We start from the raw sequence: 2,471 nt of genomic DNA, 5'->3' as shown, positions 1-2,471 counted from the left end.
AAAATTGCGGCCTGTTTCGCCTGAATATCTACGAGCCCCTGGCCTTTCCGGCCAGAGAAACTTAACGTGACAACACCTCTGCGCTACATGAAAATGGTCGGTGAAGTTGGCGAAATGGGGATCGCCCTAAACCCTGTGGGGGAAGATCGTTCGGTCTTTGAGAGATTGACAGCCGCATATGAAGCACTCGACCCGAAGGGGCCAGAGACTTCTCTTTTTGCCGCACATATTCCTACCGGACAGATGTACACGCAATCCTGTTCCTCACCGGCCTGACACCGCGGATCGGCTCGTCAAACGCGGCTGTCCGCTTCACTTCCTGATCAGTCGCGACGGATCCGTCGAGGCGGATTTCCTAGCCCGCCGCAGTGACCGTGACATCGGAAGCATCGATTCCACCGGCGACAGCAAGCGCATTGGCAACCCCAGATTCCAGGGCCGAGCGCCTCGCCTGTTCGCTTTCCAGATAAAGTTCCGCGCCGTGAAACGTTGCCGCCTTGAAAACCATCCATCGCCTCCGCATTCGAGTTGGTCGGAAAACGCAGTACGGCGCATTTGATTCAAAAAAGACCGAAAATATCGTCAAATCAGTGCTTTCGTCTTTGGCGCGAACGCGCGCCGGAGGGGTTGCGCAAGCAGCGGACTTGCCGCTCCACACAATCCCCTGTAGAGCCTTGAGGAAAGCATCAGCAAATGCGGGTACCTGAATGAACACCGGAAGCAAGGCGCGTCGCCGCCTGACGATATTGGGTTCGACCGGCTCCATCGGCCAGAATACGATCGATGTCATCGCCCAGCTTGGGGGACGTGATGCCTTCGACATCGCCGCGATCACCGGGCGCGACAATATCGAGCTGCTGGCCGAGCAGGCTAGGGCCTGCGGCGCAGCTCTGGCGGTCACTGCCAACGAGGAGCGCTATGAGGATCTGAAGGATGCCCTGGCCGGGTCGGGCATCGCCGCCGGCGCGGGCAAGAATGCCTTGATCGAAGCCGCCTCCGTGCCTTCGGAATGGGTGATGGCGGCAATCGTCGGCACGGCCGGGCTCGCGCCGACGCTGGCCGCCGCGCAGCGTGGCGCCGATATTGCCCTTGCCAACAAGGAATGCCTCGTTTCCGCCGGCGATCTTTTCGTGCGCGCCGTTTCCGAAGGCGGCGGCCGGCTGATTCCGGTCGACAGCGAACACAGCGCCATCTTCCAGGCGCTGGAGGACGACCAGCAGCATGCGGTGGAGCGTATCATCCTCACCGCCTCCGGCGGTCCGTTCCGCACCTGGACGCGCGAGCAGATGGCCAATGTCACGCCCGGTACCGCGCGCGCCCATCCCAACTGGTCGATGGGTTTCAAGATCTCCATCGGCAGCGCCTCTATGTTCAACAAGGCGCTTGAGATGATCGAGGCCAAGCACCTGTTCAATGTGCGGCCGGATCAGATCGAGGTCGTCGTTCACCCGCAATCGGTCATTCACTCCATGGTCGGCTACACCGATGGCTCGGTGCTGGCGCAGCTCGGCTGCCCCGACATGCGCACGGCCATCGGGTACGCGCTTGCCTATCCAGCCCGCACAAGGCTCAGCGTCGACCGGCTGGATTTCGCCAAGCTCGCGCGGCTGGATTTCGAGACCCCGGACGAGGTTCGTTTCCCGGCATTGCGCCTCGCCCGTACAGCAATGGAGCGCGGCGGCCTGCAAGGCGCAATCATGAATGCGGCCGAAGAGATCGCCTTCCACGCCTTCGTGGAGGGCCGCATCGGCTTTCTCGAAATGGCCGATATTGCCGAAGCCGTCATGGATGAGATGATCGCGACCGGCAGCGCCGAAAGCATGGATGCCGTCTTCGCCGCCGATGCCGAAGCGCGCAGCCGTGCGGCCGCGCTCGTCGCCTAGCGCGACAAGGCAGCGTAAGGATAAACCTACGATAAGCCGCAGTTTATCGGTAGGTTTGGCTTGCCCGAATGTCCGGGCGGTTGCCATTTCCCGCGATCGTGATAGACAGGAATTCCGGCCCCACTTTCAAGGGAATCACGATGCCGGACTTCTTCACCCTCGTTCTTTTCGCCGCCGCGGCGATGGTGCTCACCGCCACGCCCGGCCTCGACATGCTTCTCATCGCCTCGCGCAGCGTCAGCTAGGGCCGGTCCGCCGGCTTACCCTCTCTTTATCGCCGCTCATCTCGGTTGCCGTTTCCGTGAGATAGCGTGCCGGAGTTGTCCCGAGCATCCGCCGGAACATCGCGGTGAACGCGCTCGGCCTTTCATATCCCAGATCAATCGCAATATTCGTCACGGATTCGCCGTCCGCCAGCCTTTGAAGCGCAAGACCGACATGCAGTTGTTGCCGCCAGCGACCGAACGACATGCCCATCTCCCGCTGGAATAGCCTCGTCAGAGTGCGGTTGGGTGTTGTCACGTTAAGTTTCTCTGGCCGGAAAGACCAGGGGCTCGTAGATATTCATGCGAAACAGGCCGCAATTTT

Annotated in this window: 2 protein-coding genes and 3 pseudogenes; 3 read left to right on the top strand and 2 right to left on the bottom strand. The window is 61.1% G+C overall.

The features are described from left to right. Positions 1–66: 66 nt before the first annotated feature. Positions 67–276 carry a hypothetical protein gene (locus JNC70_RS22700; RefSeq protein WP_374789047.1) on the top strand — a complete coding sequence of 70 codons (210 nt, stop codon included), beginning with the start codon at positions 67–69 and terminating at the stop codon, positions 274–276. On the opposite strand, the pseudogene JNC70_RS22695 reads toward JNC70_RS22700, so the two are convergent. Beyond that, positions 233–508: pseudogene (locus JNC70_RS22695) on the bottom strand (BON domain-containing protein). The gene JNC70_RS22700 and the pseudogene JNC70_RS22695 sit on opposite strands and share 44 nt — an antisense overlap. Before the next feature lie 199 nt (positions 509–707). On the opposite strand from JNC70_RS22695, the gene dxr reads away from it, so the two are divergent. Together dxr and JNC70_RS22685 are read left to right on the top strand one after the other, a co-directional pair. Continuing rightward, a complete protein-coding gene (dxr, locus tag JNC70_RS22690) occupies positions 708–1,883 on the top strand; it encodes a 1-deoxy-D-xylulose-5-phosphate reductoisomerase (RefSeq protein WP_374789046.1) in 1,176 nt (391 codons plus the stop codon). A 140-nt stretch (positions 1,884–2,023) separates the two neighbouring features. Further along, positions 2,024–2,125 (top strand): annotated as a pseudogene (locus JNC70_RS22685) (LysE family translocator); the annotation flags it as partial. Here the strand turns inward: JNC70_RS22685 and JNC70_RS22680 are convergent. Next, positions 2,121–2,405: pseudogene (locus JNC70_RS22680) on the bottom strand (helix-turn-helix domain-containing protein); the annotation flags it as partial. The pseudogenes JNC70_RS22685 and JNC70_RS22680 overlap by 5 nt on opposite strands. Positions 2,406–2,471: the final 66 nt, after the last annotated feature.

The sequence above is a fragment of the Brucella oryzae genome (assembly GCF_041929965.1).
GTDB lineage: Bacteria > Pseudomonadota > Alphaproteobacteria > Rhizobiales > Rhizobiaceae > Brucella > Brucella oryzae.
Note: the sequence above shows the minus strand (reverse complement) of the source record. Positions and strands in the feature narration are given on the sequence as shown.